Consider the following 19,045-nt stretch of genomic DNA (forward strand, 5'->3'; position numbering starts at 1 on the left):
TTCTAAGCACCGTTTTTAATTTCGTGGAACAATTCAAAAGAACGGCCGCTGTTCGCATCATTTGCGACAGGGCGGTTCTTTTGTTTTCATAGGTTAGCTGTAAATTGCTATTCTTGCCAAACACTCATAGGGTCCCATGGCTTGATCTGATTGTCATATTTTCCAGCCAAAAAAGCTTTCATGTCTTCCAGCTTAGCAGGCACCTCGTTCCAAATTGGAAGGGGTGGTAACCCTCGTTTGCTTTTCAATAGGATATCCACTGTAACATACAATCGTTCTGGCTGAATCCAATGAAGGAAGAGGGAAATATCCATTTGCTTGGTCAGGGACAAGGAATCGATTTCGTCATTGTAATGCTTGTTGAACTCGCTGATCAGGTTCAAGAGGTAGTCTCGCTGTTCCTTCACGAAATCCAAGCCGCAAATGGCGCCATGCCCTGGAACAACGATTTCGGGTTTAATTTCATCAATAATGCGATCAAGCACTTTAACCCAATTGAGAGTTCCCTCTTCGCTGTATGCCGTACAACCATTAAACACGACATCGCCAGCGAACAGCACTTTTTCTTTTGGCATCCACAACAGTAAGTCACTATCAGAATGGGCTGGAGCTACGTTGTGAATCATAACTTCTGTATCGCCAAGACGGATGTTGATATCGTCCTTTATCTCAATACTCGGGAGCACCCATTCTACGCCTTCCAGGTCGAATCCTTCAAATTCCGCTGCAAAAAACCGCTCACCCGGAGTCGATTCCGGAGAATTCTTTCCTCTTCTGATGACGCTGTCCATCCAAGCGATATTTTCGGTGAGACGCTCTCTGGAGGCTTCCTTGTGCATAATAATACAAGCATCTTCAAACACTTTGTTTCCCCAGGCGTGGTCGCTGTTATAGTGCGAGTTCACCACATATGCGGGAGAGCCGCCGTTGCTTACTTCCATAAAAACCTCCCGCATTTCCCGCGCATGGAACAAATCGAAGAACGTGTCATACACCAACCCATCACCCTTGTTGATGAATCCGGCATTGGCCCAACTGATCCCACGATACGGCGAAATACCAGCAAAGACGCCATCTGCGACTTCAAAAAATTTAACGCGAGGTTTTTGGATAATACGTCCATACTTCATAAAAATTCTCCTTTACGTATATGTTTTTAGGATAAGGCATACTGACTAAGTCATTATTATAGAGAATGAAAAGAATAAATGCAAGCGAGTACTTGCTTGCATTTATTCTATGCGATATGATAGTAAAAGAGCATGCTCACGCAAGTGGTACCTGACTGCAAAACTTGTAGTAGAATAGGATTAACATATGCAAAAGGAGAACTACAATGCAAACTTCAGACAGAATCATTGAAGCCGCGACACGTCTCATCAAAAAGAATGGCTATCGGGGTGTAAGCACCAAAGCCATTGCAACGGAAGCTAAAGTAAATGAATCTACGATTTTCCGGCAATTCGGAAGCAAGCAAGGGATATTGGAAGCCATCATTCAAAGACATTCGGATATTCCGCAATTTGAGAAGCTGTTAAAAGAGGAAGCGACCGATAATCCGGAAGTCGATCTGCTGAATGTAAGTCAGCAGTACCGTTTATTTTTCCATAAAAATGCGGACATCATTTTGATTGGCATCCGCGACAAAGGAATGCTTCCCGAATTAGACAGAGTGCTGGCCGATCCGCCGGCGAAACTTCACTCCTTGCTGGTTGAATATTTTGAACGCTTGCAGAAGAAAAAAGTTATCGCCAGGCAGGATGAGCGTCTTGTCGCAATGTCTTTTCTCTCGATGTGTTACGGATTTCAGATGAGCGAGCTGATTCATCGGCAATATCAATCCCAATTCGTCACCGAGGAAGAGTTCTACAAGCATAGTGTCTCATTGTTTGTTAAAGGAATTTTGGCCTAGTCATAAGCATTATTGATTTATATATTGAGAACTCTAAACTTACGCTGGAGGATGACTTTTGTTCATGAATGTAGTTTTTATTAATGGAAAATAAAATACGTGGATGCATTATATAAAAACAGACTCATTAAATTAAGCCCATTTTTTTCTAGGGCTTTTTTTGTTTGGGACCTCAGGATTGTATTTGGTCTATACTCAAACTTTCGTGTCAGAGTTATTGTACGAGCTTTAATGCAAGACAATCATGCCTATTGTATTCGAATTATCCGAGGCTGTACTTACTTAATATCTTATAAGAAATTCTTGAAATTACAGAAATTTATCCAATAACGAGATGCTATTATACAAATACAAATAAAGACGAGGTGATGATATGCAAGCAAAATTGGCAGCGGACGCCATTCCCCTCCCCAAAAAGCGGAACTCATGGATAAGGACGATAAAAAAGTATAAAGTGATGTACGCTCTCTTGTTCCCGGCATTAGTTTACTTTGCCGTATTCAAATACATTCCTATGGCGGGAATCATTATTGCCTTTAAAAACTATAACCTAGCTTTGGGACTATGGGATAGCCCATGGGTGGGATTTAGAAATTTCACAGATTTTATGAACGGCGTTTATTTCTGGGACATCATGAGAAATACGATTATCATATCCCTGTATAAGCTGTTGTTCGGTTTCTCAGCTCCTATCATACTTGCTTTGCTGCTCAATGAAGTTTATACCCAATGGTTTAAGAAAATCGTACAAACGATCACTTATTTACCCCACTTTCTATCATGGGTCATTGTTTATGGAATGATGGTGGCATTACTAGCCCCAGGGGATGGTCTTTTTAACATGATTTTGAAGGAAACTGGAGTTGAACCCATCTCATTCCTAACGGAACCTGCCTGGGGCAGACTGCTGATCATCTTATCTGAAATATGGAAGGATATTGGATGGGGAGCGATATTGTACCTTGCAGCATTAGCAGGAATCGATCCAAGCTTATATGAAGCGGCTAGAATTGATGGCGCTTCCAAGTGGAGACAGCTATGGCATGTAACACTTCCCGGCATTCGAGGCGTTATGATTCTGATGCTGATCCTTAAATTAAGCCATATTCTGGATGCTGGTTTTGACCAAATATTCATGTTTGCCAACAGCTTTAATCAGGAGAAGATCGACATTATCGACACATGGGTATACCGTGAAGGGCTCGAGCGACTTAAGATTGGCTTGGCTACTGCTGTGGGATTATTTAAAGCGGTCATCGGATTTGTTTTAGTGTTGGCAGCGAATAAGCTCGCCAAAAAATTCGATGGGCAAATTTGGTGAGGTGGTTATCAAAATGATCAATTTGACAATCGGAGAAAAGGTCTGGCAAGCATTCGTTTATTTTATTCTTATTTTGCTAGCTCTACTTTGCTTACTACCCTTTCTATATGTGGTTGCTGTTTCAGTAACACCAGAATCGGAAGTGCTAAGAAGAGGAATTGTTATTATACCAGAAACCTTTACCTTTCTAGCCTATAAAGAAGTATTTATTTCTCATGGTATTGGGCAGGCGTATAAAATTACATTGTTTCGAACGATTGTGGGCACTGCTCTCAATGTGTTCTTTACGGTAATCGCGGCATATCCGTTATCCAAAAAATATTTGCCAGGTCGCAGCCCATTTTTACTATTCATTGTCTTTACGATGATGTTTGGGGGAGGATTAATTCCGACTTATTTACTAGTCCGCTCTCTGGGATTGCTAAACAGCCCGTGGGTATTGATTATTCCAAATCTCATTAGTGCATTTAATCTGGTAATCATTAAAGGCTTTTTCGAGCAATTGCCTGCTGAAATCGAGGAATCAGCGAGGGTAGACGGTGCAAGTGAACTTCAGTCGCTATGGCGGATCATCTTACCTCTGTCCTTGCCCGTCCTATCCACAATTTCTTTATTTTACGCAGTCGGGCATTGGAACAGTTACTTCGATGCTATTGTTTATATCAATGATTCCAACTTAATGCCGCTTCAAGTGATCTTGCGCAACATCCTGCTTAACGTCGCAACACAAAGTGCTGATTCGCTTGCCAATACCGGAGCTGTTAGTACGTTCGCTATACAAATGGCAGCAGTTGTCGTGACTACAGTTCCGATTTTGATCGTTTACCCATTTATGCAAAAGCATTTTACCAAAGGTGTGCTCTTGGGATCGGTTAAAGGTTAAAAAGATATTCCAACCTGAGTTGTTACGGGGAAACCGTGATAATATAGAAGCAAAGGAGAGGTCATTATGCAACGTAAAGCGATTACATTTGCTATTCTGACAGCAATGGTCGGTGTGGGAACAGTATTGTCAGGCTGTGGGGAACAAAAAGAGGTTACATCGACAGCTTCGGGTAATTCACAAGGCCAGTCTAGTCCCTTTGAAACCAAATTGAAAATTTCGATGTTTAACCAAGGAACTTTCAATGCTGCTGCTCCGATTCCTCCCCGTGAAGAAGATATCCAACGCCAAATGTTGGAGAAAGCAGTAAATATCGACTTGGAAATGCTGATTCCTCAATCAGGGCAAGCAACGACTAAATTAAATACGCTCATTGCTGGCGGAGATATTCCAGATTTGATCTTCTTAAAGAGCCGGGCTGATCTCGCACAATATTATGACCAAGGCGTTCTTGCGGATTTGACACCGTATCTGGATCAATTTCCTGAATTGCAGAAACGTTTTAGCAACGACTCCTGGGAGGCGATGTCCTATCAGGGAAAAACCATTGGGGTTCCAGGTTATGATAACGTAAACGGTATTAGTCGAAGCTTCTTTATCCGTAATGATTGGCTGAAAAAGCTGAATATGGAAGTGCCAACAACACCTGACGAGCTATTTGAAGTTATGAAAGCCTTTACAGAGAAAGACCCTGACGGCAATGGCAAAAATGATACGTACGGATTCATAGGTGGAATGAATAAAGAAGGTAATCTGCAAACCTACGGCTTCGATAGTTTGATGTGGATGTTTGGTGTCAATCCTCCCTCAGCCATTGATGTGAAAGACAATGAACCAGTGTTCCTGTTTACCGACCCAAAAATGAAAGAAGCACTCGCTTATATCAATAAAATGATGGAAGCTAAAGTTGTAGATCCAGACTGGGTGACGATGAATACTCCCGATTTATTGGACCAAAAGTTATTTAAGGGTAAAGTTGGCTTCATGATAAGGGATGCCCGCAGGCTGGAACCAGATTATCAGCAAAAAATGAAAGAAATCAGTGGAGAGGTGCCGGAATGGATCGTTATTCCTCCAATGACAGGTCCTTATGGTGATCAAATTGTAGAGAGAAAATCGTTCCAAGGCAATTCATGGGCCATATCCAAGAAAGCGGATAAGGACAAAATCATTCGGATCTTGTCCATGCTGAATTATCTCTTTACGGACAAAGAAGCTTATCCGAATTTTGCATACGGAATTAAAGGGATTCATTGGGATTTGGTAGACGGCAAGATCAAAAATAAAACCTCCGAATTATCAAAGGAAATGAAAGAAAAGTACTTATGGGTCGATCATTATAGAATGCCGCGTCGTGGTGATGATGCTGAGTACTTCAGCTTCCAGAATCCTAAGACGGCAGAAGCTTTTGAGAACAACCAGAAATACGTGGCGGCTACGTTGCCCGGGAATTTATTGACTGAAGACCCGAACGATTCATTGGCAGCTGACCGCCAACGTTACATTAATGAAAGCTTGGTCAAATTTATGACTGGCAAAGAACCTCTTTCGAACTGGGACAATTTCCTCAATACATTGGAAACTAAGTTTGACATGCAGAAGTATAAAGACTCAGTAATCAAGCAATTTAAAGAAGCAGGCTTAATCAAGTAAATCAAGTAGAAACGGCTTCGCCGTCCTTTTAAAGGGCGGTACCGTTTCAGCGAGAAAGATAAGGAACATTTATGCGCGAAGCATATAAATTCTTATCTTTTAAACGAAGAGAGCGGCTATAATTAGCCCCTCTCTTTATTGAAATATAAGAAGGTTAAGTTTTACTTTTTACTTTATACTTTATCCTTCTATTTTTCGAAGAAACGCTTATCGTCCTTAAAAAGGACGCCGAAGGCGTTTCTTCTTATCATATGCTATTATTTGTTTATTACAGATTTAAAAGGAAGATGATCGATGCGAAGAAGAATCAGCTTGCCTTTAAAACTATTTTTTATCGTGTTTGCATTTGTATTAAGCTGCATAATCTTGATAAGCCAATTGTCTTATCGCTATGTCCAAAAGGAAATAAGAACCTCTGACATTTATTACACCAACCAAATACTTGATAAGATTGATCAGTATTTCACAGTTAATTTTTCCTCCTTCCAGACGATGTTGTTCTCGGTCGAGTCATCGGTGAAAGCCAACATTGACAATCCGGACGTGATTAAAAAGCAATTAAGAGAGCTGTATGAACTCAACAGTAATTACGTCAGTAATATTTATTTGATCAAAAGCGATTTATCCATTCTAGGCGGAAGTACACCTACCCGAATATTTGATGAACCTTTAGCTGAAAGAGAACCATTGTTTGAGGCAGCTGACAAGAACAGAAGGATTACATTTGTCAGTGATCCTTACAAATCTAAATATTCCGGCTGGACAGTTACGATGGTCCGATATCTGAACAGTGCTCCGTTTCCTATGGCCATTGCGGTAGACTTAGATCTAAATGCCATTGAAGAAACCTTGTTCAAGATTAATAAAAAAGAACAAATGAATTTGGCTCTAATCACCGCATCGGGAAAAATCATTGCCGGGTTTTCGGAAAATAAAGGCCCCCTGAATGTTCAAGATCATACTTTTTCAATCGGTGAAACGTCAGCGGAACAAATTCTGGATACTACAGAAACAAACCTTCAACTGCACACCAAGGAGGGGATTCAGGTCTCCCTTCTGAAAAAACCGACTGAAAAATTTAACTGGACCATCATCTCAATCAACGATGAATCACGCTTGAAAGCTGCTTTATCCAGATTGGAAACCTATTATATAGAGCTTCTAGCTGCAGGTTTTCTCTTAAGTCTGTTCGTTTCCTTCTTTATTGCCAAATATATAAGGACTCCGCTCTATGCACTCAAAACAAAAATGAAGCGGGTGGAGCAAGGCTCCCTCACAACTACAATATCGATTAACCGAAACGATGAGTTTGGAGATCTTTCCCGAGCATTCGATCGTATGCTGCAGCAAATTGTGGAACTGATTCGGGGAGCAGAGCTTCATAATGAACTTGAACGCAAGCTGGAAATTCAAGTACTGCAGTCTCAAATAAACCCTCATTTTCTGTATAACACGCTTGGTTCTATCAGCAATGTCATACGACTCGGACAAATAGAGAAAGTAGATGTGGTGATTGAGTCTCTTATTTCAATATTGGAATATGGGATAGCCGACGCTTCGGAGAAGGTATCACTGCGTCAGGAATTGCAAAATGTATCGGACTATATCGCGATCCAGAACATCCGCTATAACAGAAACTTCCACTTAATCGAAAATATCGAAGCAGGGCTAATAGATTTTCCGGTTTTTAGAATGCTGCTGCAGCCCCTTGTGGAGAATAGTATCTTCCATGGTTATAACGGTGGGGGGATCGAAGGCCCTATTACTATTCATGCGTACAGGGAGGGCGGCAATGTCATCATAGAAGTAGTTGATCAGGGCGAGGGAATTCCAACTTATAAAATAAAGCATATTTTAATTTCAGAACCGGGGGATGTGGAATTGAAAAGAAAAAGAATCGGGTTAAACAATATTCATGACCGAATCAGACTTCACTACGGAGAACAATTCGGGCTCCAAATCATAAGCATACCTAAGGAAATAACCCGGGTTCGCGCCTTATTCCCAGCAGGCTTGTTTAAAGGAGATGCATGATGATGAGAGACTACACCTGCTTCATTGTTGACGATGAAGATCTAATCATTCAGAGATTGGAATTGTTTTTTCACGAGCTCTCCCTTAGGGATATGCGATTTCATTTAGTGGGAAAAGCGAATAATGGGCTGAAGGGGTTAGAGGAGATCGTAAAGCTTAAGCCGGATATCGTAATATCTGATATCGTCATGCCGCGAATGGATGGGATTTCCATGATTGAGCAGCTAAAGCCAAAGCTTCCCCATACCCAATTCATTCTTTTGACCGCTTATTCATCCTTTGAATACGCCCAGAGAGCTATTCAAGCCAACGTATTGGAGTACATTGTTAAGGTTCCGCTCAGGGATGCGGATTTGGATCGAGCTTTAGATAAGGCAGCCGGGATTTTAAATGAGGTAAAGAAAAAAGAAGCGGAATTTCAATCGTTAAACGTATCCGTGCTTGAAAATAAATATAGAGTCCGCAAGCAATTTTTTAACGAGCTTATCAGAGGCGAAATTCCTTCTCATCGGGCATCGGATTTTGCCAATCGCATGCAGTTCCATTTTTTTCAAGCCAACTATCGCTGCTTCATTGTCGAAATGAATATGTATGAAAGTTTCCGAAATGATTATTCAGCGTCTGATCAAAACATCTTGCGGTATGCGATTACAAATATAATCGAAGAAACGGTGATGAATGGCGGCAGTGGTGTAGCTGCGGATCTATCCGATAATCGTTTTATTGGCTTTCTTTCCTGGGAAAATAATCGTAGTGATCTGGAAACGGAATATGATTGCCAGACACTGGGGGGGCAGATCGTCTCCCATTTGCATCAATATTTGAATCAAAGGGTATCTGTCGCTTTTGGAGGTCAGCACCGAGGCTGGGAATCCATCAAACAAGCTTACACGGAAGCACAAAATGTGAGTGATGATTTCTATTATCATACAGAGAAAGTAGTAAAAACACCCATGCATCGGTTCCATTACCATAATGACAGAAAAGAAGAATTTCAGCAGAAACTGGCTGATTTTCTTGCTGGGGTGAAAAGAAAGGTTTCCAAGGAAGAGCTGGAGAAAGCGTTTGCTGATCTGAACCAATTTGTTACGGACCATAAAATCCATAAGTCCATCATGGCGCCTATGCTACGAGACTTGTACAGAGACATTATTGTGAAGTTTAAATCGGGGAACAAGTTGGCCACGGAAGTAGCAGAGTTTCCCATAGAATTTTTAGCTTTTCGGGAGCAGCTTGCCTATATTGGCGACTTTACCTTCGAATATGTACACGCTGGCCAACTTTTACATCGTATAGAAATCATGAGTGCTATGCGGTTTATAGAGAAAAACCTGAAACAGCGATTAACGCTCGAGGCGATTGCCGAGGAAGTGAATTTAGCTCCATCGTATTTTAGCAGCTTATTCAAAAAAACAATGAACGAGGGCGTTATCAGCTACATCAATCGTAAAAAAATCCAATTAGCTCTCGAGCTGTTAAATGTTCAGGATTATTCTATATTGGAATTGTGCGAGGAAGTAGGAATTGTGAATGAAGGTTATTTTTGCAAATTATTTAAAGAATATACGGGTGATACTCCTAAGCAATATCGGATAAAAATGACACGGTATGAATCCAATTAAGGTTGCAAAAAATGTGTGATTTTTTCGCGAAATCATGTAAAAAAAAAGGGATCAAAAGGATTACCATGATAGAAGGATCTAATCATGGAGGTTATCAAAATGGAGCTTATTAAAGCAGATGTAACCGTCGTCGGCGGAGGTATTGCTGGGATATGCGCTGCCATTGCTGCCGCACGCCAAGGGCTGCAAGTGTCACTTATTAATGATCGACCGGTTCTTGGGGGAAATGCGAGCAGCGAGGTCAGGGTTCATATCAACGGGTCGGCATATCTCGGAAACAGTCCATCCTATTATGCACGCGAAGGAGGGTTGGTGGAAGAACTCAAGTTGAAGATTTTCCACTATAATCCGTTATACAACAAGAAGCTGATGCTTTCGCTTTCGGATACGGTCTTGTTGGATATGGTCTATGCTGAGCCTAACATTTCTCTATTTCTGAATACATGCGTGCATGAAACGGGCATGGAGAACGGCAGAATTAAATGGGTGGAGGGCCTTCAATTGGCTTCCGAAAGGAAATTTCGTTTTGAAAGCCGAACCTATATCGATTGCTCCGGAGATGGAGTTGTCGGATATCAGGCAGGTGCTCTCTTCCGATGGGGGAGAGAAGCGAAACATGAATACAAGGAAGAATTGGCTCCTGAAGTGGCGGACCATTACACCATGGGCGATACGATCCTGTTTCAAGCCCGTGACGTAGGATATTCCGTTCCATACAAAAGACCTGGCTTTGCGTATGATATTACGAAGTTAGCCTTTTTCGATAGTATCAGAAAAGGCTTGAACCATCGGGCTTTTCCAAGAAAAATCAACGGGCTTGGCGGATTGTGGTGGCTGGAATACGGCGGACATATGGATATTATCAAAAATAATGAAGACATCGCGTTGGAACTGCGGAAATTGGTGTACGGGATTTGGGATTATCTCAAAAATAGCGGTGAATTTGATGATGTAGACAATCTCATCTTGGATTATGTATGCCCGATCCCGGGAAAGCGGGAGTCGAGGAGGTTTATTGGGGATCACATGTTGTCTCAGAACGATCTCACAGCAAAGCCGCATTTCGAAGATGCTGTATCCGTCGGTGGATGGTATATGGATTTACATGCTAATAAGGGCATCTACGATGAGGGGCCGGCTACAGCTTGGAATTTCGTGCCCGGATTGTACAATATCCCTTTCCGCAGTTTATATTCACGAAATATTCCTAATCTCTTGTTCGCTGGTCGCAATATAAGTGCTACCCATGTGGCTTTCGGATCTACAAGGGTTATGGCAACCTGCGGTTGTATGGGGCAGGCGGTTGGAACAGCTGCTTCTTTGTGCTCGAAATATGAGGTAGACCCCGCGGCCATAGTCGAAGCTCATATGGGGGAGCTGCAGGCGCTACTGCTTCGAGACGGGCAAACCATTGTAGGCCTTCAAGAAGAATTGGATCCTTACTTCGCTGACGGATTAACTATTCGTGCCTCGTCTCAGCGCAGTTATGACAATCTTCATCCAACCGAAGAGATTTCCTTGGAGAAAGGGTTATGTTTGGTCTTGCCGATTCAGACATCCGTGGCTGAAAGCGTACGGATCAAAATTAAAAATAGGTCCAAGCATTCGGAAACTCTACATGTGAAGCTGTTTGGCGGGGAACGGAAGGAAAACTACATTCCAACCAGCGAGTTGAGAGACTACCACTTGGTTATTACAGCCGGTCATGACGACTGGATTACGCTAGACTTGGACTGCAAGAAACCGGCTGACGACAAAATCTACATCATATTGGAGGGCACGGCGAGCCTTGCCATATACGGTAATGAAGAGAAATTGACAGGTGCGGTCAGCTTCCATTATAGGCCGGAAGAGCCGTCCAGGCTGAAGAAATTCAATAAGAGCATTTGCTTTAAGGACCTGATGCCAGCTCAGAATATGTATAGTCCTGAGAATGTTGTCAATGGCTACTCCAGACCTTATGGCCAACCGAACGGCTGGATTTCTGAACATTCGAAAGGACAGGAATGGTTGGAATTCTGTTTTACAAGCCCCAAAAATCTGGACGAAATCCATCTTGTTTTTAATTCGCAGCTGGATTTGGAGCATTTCAACGATCCGATCGAGTCCCTTATTCAAGATTATGATATGACCTTGACCTTAGAAGACGGAACCGATAGGACAATCATAACTCGTGGGAATTATCTCACCTTGAATAAACATAAGGTGGATGAGAAACGTGTATCCCGAATCCGGATTAATTTCTGCGCAACTTATGGTTCGCCTTATTTCGAAGTGTTTGCTGTAAAATTGTTTGCTCCTAAAATCGATAAATGAGGTCAGGTGAAGTCACGATGAAGGAATTATTCCCTCGTAAAGGGCTCCCCAATATAATTCAAAAATTGGAAAATGGGGATACCGTAACAATCGTCTATTTCGGCGGCAGTAATACACGTTCTGAAGGCTACAGGGTCATGACGGCGGATTGGCTTCGTAAGCAATATCCTAAGGCGGATATCCGCTCTGTGAATGCAGGCATTGATGGGACAGGATCGGATTTGGGCTGTGCCCGTTTGGAGACAGATGTACTGCGTCATCGGCCTGATCTAGTATTTGTTGAATTTGTCGGTAACGATGGCGGAGATCCCGAATCCAAGGCGCGTATCGAAGGGATTGTCCGTCAGATCCGCAAGCGGAACCGGTTTACCGATATCCTGTTCGTTTATACGCTGAAGGAGCGGGATGTGGCCTTATTTCAGTCTGGGGAATACCAGAAGGGGGCTATAATGCAAGAGGAAGTGGCCGACTATTACGGCATTCCTTCGATTCATCTAGGCGTAGAGGTCAGTCACTTGGTGTCGGAGGGAAAACTCGTTTTTACCTCAAGGGAAGACGTGTCCATTTCCGGAGCCGTTGTTTTTACGCATGATTCGATCCATCCGACTATTCCCGAAGGACACCAGATTTACACGGATACGATCACCCGGTCATTTGAGAAAATTAGAGAACTTCAAGATCATCCGGGAAGGTCAGTACATCACTTACCTCAGAATCCGTTGGTTCCGGCTAATCCTTGGGAGTATGCGACCATGCTGTCACTGGATAGTCTTACTGATTTTTCCGCAGGATGGTCTTACATGACTCCGGATGATTGTGCTTTAGTGCGCGAGTACAATTGGTTGTTCCCCGGCCTATGGCGAGCAGTCGATCCTGGAGAGGCTATCACGGTGCAGTTCGAGGGAACCCATATCGGGTTATTCGATATCGGGGGGCCTGATTCTGGCAGATTGAAGGTGTCGGTGGATGGTGGAGAACCCTTTATTGTCGATCGATTCACACTACACAACGATCATAATCGTAATCAGTATGTATTCTTGCCAGAGCTCCCGAATGGGAAACATACAGTTCGCTTCGAAGTCGATACCGAAAAGACAGACAAAGCTGCTGTGTTTGAGACATCTGGAAATGAACGAAGTATTGAGCATGTTCGGCAGCATCCAGATTGGTATGATCAAACGGTGATCCAGCTTGGGAAGTTGTTATTGGTGCAGCCGCCATTATAATTAATCATTAGGTTTTGTCCAATTGGAAGACCTACATCATAACTGTCTGCAGTTGACTGGCCAGTTATGATGTAGGTCTCTTTTTTTATATATAAGAATTTATAGGTTACATGCTATAAATTATCCTTATATTTCTACGAGTAACGGACTTCGTCTTTAAAGGAAGACAAAGTCGTTTCTTCTTGCTTAAAATCTTATAAGAAATTCTTGAAATCAAAGAAATTTCACAGTTCTGTGACATGCTATGATAAAAACGACGGAGCGGGATTAGCCAGAAGGATACGGTTGATCGCTTCTTTATGATCTTCGAACAAAGGAGGGTTTTATTATTTTGAAAGCGTTATCAACTTAAGGGAGGCTGTGAGTTGTATGATAAAAAGGAAGCTGTTTTTCTTAATCGTTTTCATCGTGACGATATTAGTTCCTTTCAGCCTAGACGGAATAAGGACCGCTTATGCAGAGACCTTACCGTATAAGACGATTATCATCGATGACGGGAGCATCACGATCAATGATGTTGTGACACCTGATGTGGGTAACGAGAACAACGGATATTTGGCACCGAATTGGACCACAAGTACAGGGGTGAAGGGGTATGATAACTCCAGTTCCAAATATACGAGTACAGCAGGCAGAACGATATCATGGAATCCACGATTGGAAGCGGGAACGGCGAGAATTTCGTTATACAAGCTTAACTGGGAAGATAAAGCAGATAGCAATGTAAAAATTGAAATCGTCCACAATGGAACGACGGATGTTCTTTTTATGGATTTGAGACCTTCATTTGGCGCTTCTGTGGGATGGGTTGATTTGGGAGAGTACTATTTTTCCGGAGTGGGTAACGAATTCGTTAGATTAACTCGGTCTACCAGCACAACCAGTACGATACTTACTCGTGCAGATGCGGTCAAGTTCGAAGGTAATATTCAGCAAAAAGAACCTCATAAGACGATCATCATTGATGATGGAAGCATCACGATTGATGATGTCGTCACCACTGATGTAAATAACGCAAATAACGGATTCTCCGCTCCTGATTGGACTACAAGTACGGGAGTGAAGGGATATAATAATTCCAGTTCCAAATTTACCGATGCAGTAGGAAGAAGCATCACATGGAATCCGCGATTAGAAGCAGGGACGGCGAAAATTTCATTCAACAAGCTTGATTGGGCGGACAAAGCAGACAGTAATGTTAAAATCGAAATTGTTCACAATGGGATTACGGATGTCATGTTTATGGATCTGAGACCCTCGTCGGGACCATCGGCCGGATGGGTTGATTTGGGGTCATATTATTTCAGTGGTGATGATAGCGAATTTGTCAGACTGACTCGAACACAACCTACGACCGGAAAGATCATTACGCGGGCCGATGCGGTCAAATTTGAAGGGAATATCCGGCAGCAGGCTCCCCCGTTGCCTCCGCTGCGCAGCCGTACATTGGCGAATCTCAGTTACACGGAAAAAGGCAGCATCGAGAATGACGGCTATAAAGCAACCTTCTATGAAGCAGCTTGGGATGGTGGCAAATCCATCGTTCGTGATTTGTTCTACAAGGACGCGGATACGGAGAACTGGGTACCTGTCAATAATGTATCAGAAAGACTTGAAGAACAATGGGTCTTATTGGATGGGAATGCGGGGAGTCGTACCAATTACTACGATACGATGAACAAACACTGGATTACATTCGACGAGATCGACTTCCCCGACAGCCACACGGCGATATTAACCGATTCATCACATGAAAGCGATTACGATTTACAAGTGAACTGGTCTATGTCAGGGGACAAACCTGATGTTTCCTTCGCCTTTACACCTCGCAGGGATGGCAATTATGTAATCGGTTATCAGTCCTTCACAACAGAGCAAATCTCAGGTGTCAATGAAGTGTTAAATGGTTTCAGATCACACGCCAAAATGGTAGGTTCAGTGGAATCAACAAGCTTAAGGGAACTGAGCGCTCCGATGAGTCTGGTTGAGAAGAATGACGGTTCGGGGAATCCATTGACGTATGGGGTATTTGTACCGTCGGATGAGCTTCCGGTTGAATTTGAACCGACGGGAGGTGTTACGAAGCAAAGGCTCGGCATGAGCCTTGTCAACAACGAAGGCAGCGTGCAGCCAATCTTGTATGCTCCTCAATTAGGGACCTATTCGCAAATGAACGCAGAAAGCACTTATCAATTTCATATGGGACTAATCGCTCAAAAAAGCAATTTGTATGAGTCCTACGCGGATATTCTTCGCAAAGAGTACGGTTATTCTGCATACCGTGAGAATGTATCAGATCAGTCGCTTACTGACGCGATGTTCAATATGATCGATTTACTTAAGATAGAGCCGCAAGGAGATGACTCTGTTGATTATGTCCCGTCACCCAGCGGGTGGTGGAGCCGTGCCAAGGGCTTCATTGACATCGAAAACGAGGATAGCGTTCGAACAAGCTCGAATGCGGTTCTTTTGGGGGCTTACTATTTGACTGGGGATGACCAGCTTTACGATACGAGAGCATTGCCGTCCGTCCAGTATGGCTTATCGCGAAATGGCATAGGTTGGTCGCCGACGCAGAAGCCAGTATACGGTGTGCCGTCGTTATGGAAAATGGCAACCTTGCCGTTTGATTTTTCAAGCGTAGCCGCTGTCAATCAGATGATGGGTACTTCGGCAGGAATTGGGGCGCTAGCACAGGAAGAGTACCTCGTGCGTGATCCTGACCAGAAAGACCGCGGTCCTGTCATTCAGCCCCTGATGATGTATCGTATGACGGGAGATGCGCAGTATTTACAGGCTGCCAAGGATGCAGCCGACAGCTATATCATGCAGCATATTGATACGCCTGCATCTGTTAATGTGAGTAAAAATGAGTTCATTTATTATTATAGCAAGCTGTGGATGGAGATATTGGAGCTTTACGAGGAAACTCAGGATCCCAAATACTTGAATGCTGCTTATAAGGAAGCCAAACGGTATGCAACGATGTTCGTTGCTCGTCCGGTTCCTGAAGGTGCCGTTACGATTCCGCAGCCTGAGACGTATAATTACGCGGAGTCGTTCCATTGGCCGGAAAGTGGTAAATATCAATATCCTCGGATCAAGCTCCCAGAAGATGTAGCCGGAGGCGTACAAGCGGATAGTGAGCTTGTTTCTCCCAATGGATTGACGTTTGAAGCGGGAAGTACAACTGGCTATTATCGGATGAATGCTCAGGAAGCTCCATTCATGCTGAGATTGTCGCTCTATACAGGTGATAAACTGCTGCAGGATATTGCTCATAATGCGGTTATTGGTCGGTATTCCAGTTATCCAGGTTATTACTATAAGGGCTTCGCCGTTAGCCAACTTGAACCAGAGTTTCCTCTGGAAGGCCCAAGCGGGGCTACATCTATCTATTATCACCATATACCGGGACAACTCGGGCAAACGATGGATTATTTGATCAGCGAACAATCGTTGAAATCGAATGGTAGTATTACATTCCCTACTGTATTTGAAACTAATTTTTTATGGTTCAAATATCACCTCTATGGAAATAAACCAGGTCATTTTTACGGTAATTCCGACGTTTGGCTCTGGATGCCCAAGGGGATTATTAAGACCAACCATCCTCAATTGAACTGGATAACGGGAGAGAGCGGGAATAAATTCTACATCGGGTTAAGCAACGAATCGTCAGCTGAAGTCCAGACTCCTATCGAATTGAATGCGCAAATCATTGGGTTCAACCCGGCACAAGATTATACCGTAACCATCATCCGCGACAATGGCACACCAGAGCAAACGGTTATGAGTGGCGGAATCATTCAAGCCACGGTTTCAAGCAAGGGAATAACCGCTATCATTGTAGAAGGACTCAACATTGATGTGCCGCTGCACCAGGTCAGAACTGCTGATACATCGGAGGCAAGCTATTTCTTCGATATCCACAGCCCTATAGATGCGGTTAAAGGTATGCTGATCGTCAAGCCCGACGAAACGGCCTATGATGCTTATGTGCAGGCAAAAACGACAAAACCAGCGACGATCCATTATTCCTTGGATGGCGGGGCGACGTATACGACGATTCCAGATACGATTTATCCGATGGAATGGTCGATACGGGTAAACGATTTATCCCAAACCTTCACTTATTATGTGGAATCGGACGGGAAACAGACTCGCAAGCGGACACTCTATTTGCCTGATCAGGTACAAGAAACTCCGGTTCAACCGGATTGGCAGAAGGGTTCATCGATCATTGTGGATAATACGGAGGCGGAGACAGAAGGCGTCTGGATACGGGATACAACCGCTAACGACTATTACTATGATAACTATGTGTACGCCAAATCGGCTGCCGGCACAGCGACAAGCAGAATTAAATGGCAGCCTGAGCTGCCGGAAAGTGTTACTTACAGTGTGTATTACAAGCTTCCGCAAATAACCGCTACAAGTGAAAATTGGGCAACGAATGCCTCATTTACCGTTTATTATAGTGGAGGCTCCGAGACGGTTACCGTTGATGAGACAACGGCCAATGGGACTTGGGTGCACCTGGGAGATTATCCTTTTGCAGCAGGCGATAGCGGATATGTCGAGTTAACCAATAAGGCCAACAAGTCACGGGTAGTTGCCGATGCGATGATGTGGGTCGATCCAAACAGTATGCCGCAATTGGAGTCTGTGGTGATCCTGTCGGATCGGAGTGAACTGCAAATGACTCAAACCGCACAACTAAGCGTGACCGGCTATTTGGATAACGGTCTGATTGGTGATCTATCACAGGCAAATGTGCAATATTTCGTTGATCGAACCGATCTGGCTGAAGTGGACAGTAGCGGTATGTTGACCCTTCTAAGTCTCGACGGAGAAACGGATCATATTGAGGTATGGGCCACTGTAACGATTGACGGGGTGACCTTAACAACGCCGTCTTTGACAATTGCGATCAGGGACTTAACGGTTATTGTTGACAGCACGAATACGACTGGGTTATACACGACAGAAGGATCTTGGAGCCAAAGCAATTTAGCCGGATACAAAATTGGGGTTAAGTCCCGTTACTCTACCGTGCAAGGATCATCAGCGACGTGGAAAGGCCAGTTCCCAGAGGGGAAATATACGGTCTCCATCTACAAGCTCGTCCATACGACGGCAAACGATAATTATGTCAAAGTAGAAGTGAAGCATCAGTCGGTTACCGAGGTCACGTATATTGATGCAACCGTCGGCTCCTCAGGTTGGGTTAATCTAGGAACGTTCGACTTTACTGGAGACGGCAGCGAGTATGTTCGTCTAACCAGGGTTACTCCGACAACGGTAGATCCGCCAACTCTACCTGCCGATATGATTTATACGAGGGCTGATGCAGTCAAGTTCGAACGGCATTCCGTTAGCCCGGAATTGCTTGCAAATGGGGTGCCAGGTAAACCGGCACTTTCGAATAATAGCGGTGTTGCCACAGGCATAAATGATGGCAATTACGAAGTTACGATGAATATGTGGTGGGGAAACAATGGCTCACTGTATAAGTTGTACGAGAATAGCCAATTGATCCAAACGAAGTCACTGGCCGATGTTTCGCCTGCTGCCCAGACTTCCATTATTCCTATTCAAGGAAAGCCGAATGGAACCTATGTGTATACATGTGAGTTATCGAATTTGTATGGAACGACTTCATGTGATCCACACACCGTCACCGTGACTAAGGCGAATCCCGGCAAACCTGTGTTGTCTAGTGACAACTGGGATCAAGATGGGGACTATAACATTACTGCTAATATGTGGTGGGGCACGAACGCAGCACAATATCGATTATATGAAAATGGCGAACTCATTGAAACGCAATCTTTATCTTCACAAACACCAAGTGCTCAATCGGCCATTACACAAATCTCAGGGAAAACTCCTGGCATTTATCAATATCACTGTGAGTTTATGAATGGAAGTGGAACTACGGAAAGTGATACTATACAGATTATTGTAAAATAAACCTATGAGCTGAGTGGATGAGAACGATCCATTCGGCTTTTTATTTCTAGGAATTTAGTATTGAATTATGCAAATCACTTGTAAAACGATGATGTAAGAAGA

Annotated in this window: 10 protein-coding genes; 9 read left to right on the forward strand and 1 reads right to left on the reverse strand. The window is 43.4% G+C overall.

Annotation, left to right across the window (positions count from 1 at the left end; translation table 11 throughout):
- Positions 1–107 precede the first annotated feature (107 nt).
- Complete coding sequence (locus tag MHH86_RS16105; protein WP_076274556.1) at positions 108–1,130, reverse strand: MBL fold metallo-hydrolase; 1,023 nt, start codon at positions 1,128–1,130, stop codon at positions 108–110.
- 206 nt (positions 1,131–1,336) lie between these two features.
- On the opposite strand from MHH86_RS16105, the gene MHH86_RS16110 reads away from it, so the two are divergent.
- From MHH86_RS16110 to MHH86_RS16150, 9 genes are all read left to right on the forward strand, one after another.
- Positions 1,337–1,912: a TetR/AcrR family transcriptional regulator gene (locus MHH86_RS16110; protein WP_341138590.1), complete on the forward strand. Its 576-nt coding sequence runs from the start codon at positions 1,337–1,339 to the stop codon at positions 1,910–1,912.
- A 373-nt stretch (positions 1,913–2,285) separates the two neighbouring features.
- On the forward strand, positions 2,286–3,233 hold the full coding sequence (locus MHH86_RS16115; protein WP_036677080.1) for an ABC transporter permease subunit: 948 nt from the start codon (positions 2,286–2,288) through the stop codon (positions 3,231–3,233).
- Between the two features lie 13 nt (positions 3,234–3,246).
- Entirely contained in the window at positions 3,247–4,116 is an 870-nt protein-coding gene (locus MHH86_RS16120) for a carbohydrate ABC transporter permease (RefSeq protein ID WP_036677077.1), read from the forward strand.
- Positions 4,117–4,182: 66 nt separating this feature from the next.
- A complete protein-coding gene (locus MHH86_RS16125; RefSeq protein WP_076143648.1) occupies positions 4,183–5,769 on the forward strand; it encodes an extracellular solute-binding protein in 1,587 nt (528 codons plus the stop codon).
- Between the two features lie 294 nt (positions 5,770–6,063).
- Positions 6,064–7,803, forward strand: a complete 1,740-nt coding sequence (locus MHH86_RS16130; protein WP_076143646.1) for a sensor histidine kinase — start codon at positions 6,064–6,066, stop codon at positions 7,801–7,803.
- On the forward strand, positions 7,803–9,425 hold the full coding sequence (locus MHH86_RS16135) for a response regulator (protein WP_076143644.1): 1,623 nt from the start codon (positions 7,803–7,805) through the stop codon (positions 9,423–9,425). Before MHH86_RS16130 ends, MHH86_RS16135 begins: the two co-directional genes overlap by 1 nt.
- Positions 9,426–9,509: 84 nt before the next feature.
- Entirely contained in the window at positions 9,510–11,741 is a 2,232-nt protein-coding gene (locus MHH86_RS16140; RefSeq protein ID WP_076143643.1) for an FAD-dependent oxidoreductase, read from the forward strand.
- A 17-nt stretch (positions 11,742–11,758) separates the two neighbouring features.
- Positions 11,759–12,967, forward strand: a complete 1,209-nt coding sequence (locus MHH86_RS16145; RefSeq protein WP_076143641.1) for an SGNH/GDSL hydrolase family protein — start codon at positions 11,759–11,761, stop codon at positions 12,965–12,967.
- A gap of 369 nt (positions 12,968–13,336) precedes the next feature.
- Positions 13,337–18,943, forward strand: a complete 5,607-nt coding sequence (locus MHH86_RS16150; protein ID WP_342479358.1) for a hypothetical protein — start codon at positions 13,337–13,339, stop codon at positions 18,941–18,943.
- Positions 18,944–19,045: the final 102 nt, after the last annotated feature.

The organism is Paenibacillus sp. FSL F4-0097 (assembly GCF_038593125.1).
GTDB lineage: Bacteria > Bacillota > Bacilli > Paenibacillales > Paenibacillaceae > Paenibacillus_AQ > Paenibacillus_AQ odorifer.

Excerpts from the sequence above, each read along its gene's own strand:
- MHH86_RS16145 (WP_076143641.1), top strand. The coding sequence starts at position 11,759 with ATGAAGGAATTATTCCCTCGTAAAGGGCTCCCCAATATAATTCAAAAA.
- MHH86_RS16105 (WP_076274556.1), bottom strand. The coding sequence starts at position 1,130 with ATGAAGTATGGACGTATTATCCAAAAACCTCGCGTTAAATTTTTTGAA.
- MHH86_RS16120 (WP_036677077.1), top strand. The coding sequence starts at position 3,247 with ATGATCAATTTGACAATCGGAGAAAAGGTCTGGCAAGCATTCGTTTAT.
- MHH86_RS16115 (WP_036677080.1), top strand. The coding sequence starts at position 2,286 with ATGCAAGCAAAATTGGCAGCGGACGCCATTCCCCTCCCCAAAAAGCGG.
- MHH86_RS16140 (WP_076143643.1), top strand. The coding sequence starts at position 9,510 with ATGGAGGTTATCAAAATGGAGCTTATTAAAGCAGATGTAACCGTCGTC.
- MHH86_RS16135 (WP_076143644.1), top strand. The coding sequence starts at position 7,803 with ATGATGAGAGACTACACCTGCTTCATTGTTGACGATGAAGATCTAATC.
- MHH86_RS16125 (WP_076143648.1), top strand. The coding sequence starts at position 4,183 with ATGCAACGTAAAGCGATTACATTTGCTATTCTGACAGCAATGGTCGGT.
- MHH86_RS16150 (WP_342479358.1), top strand. The coding sequence starts at position 13,337 with ATGATAAAAAGGAAGCTGTTTTTCTTAATCGTTTTCATCGTGACGATA.
- MHH86_RS16130 (WP_076143646.1), top strand. The coding sequence starts at position 6,064 with ATGCGAAGAAGAATCAGCTTGCCTTTAAAACTATTTTTTATCGTGTTT.
- MHH86_RS16110 (WP_341138590.1), top strand. The coding sequence starts at position 1,337 with ATGCAAACTTCAGACAGAATCATTGAAGCCGCGACACGTCTCATCAAA.